The sequence below is a fragment of the Pseudomonas sp. E45-MNA-CIBAN-0222 genome (genome assembly GCF_040310405.1).
Classification (GTDB): Bacteria; Pseudomonadota; Gammaproteobacteria; order Pseudomonadales; family Pseudomonadaceae; genus Stutzerimonas; species Stutzerimonas stutzeri_AC.
Window position 1 is genome coordinate 1 of the sequence record NZ_JBEOPU010000097.1, and the last position, 274, is coordinate 274.

1 protein-coding gene is annotated in these 274 nt (G+C 42.3%); it reads right to left on the minus strand.

From position 1 onward, the window contains the following. Positions 1 to 108: LysR family transcriptional regulator (locus AAEZ08_RS22925; protein WP_500125177.1), on the minus strand; the 108-nt coding region annotated here is incomplete at its 3' end. Positions 109 to 274 lie beyond the last annotated feature (166 nt).

The following is a 274-nucleotide window of genomic DNA, read 5'->3' on the forward strand; positions in this document are numbered from 1 at the left end:
TATCTGCCGACTGACTTGCGCGGTTGAGATGCCCAATTCTTTTGCAGCACGTGTGAAGCTCTCGTACTCCGTCACATAAACGAACTCGCTAATACCGTCCCAGCGCATGATTATTACCACCGTGTAAAAGATATTTGCAAATATAGCACATTGTCATCATGGCAGAAACGACTATAATGGTCAGTATAAAGTTTAATGCTTCACAGACTGGTACAACTGTAGCTTGCCTCTACTAAGTCAGCAATATAAGATGAATAGGTCTGTGCTCAATAAC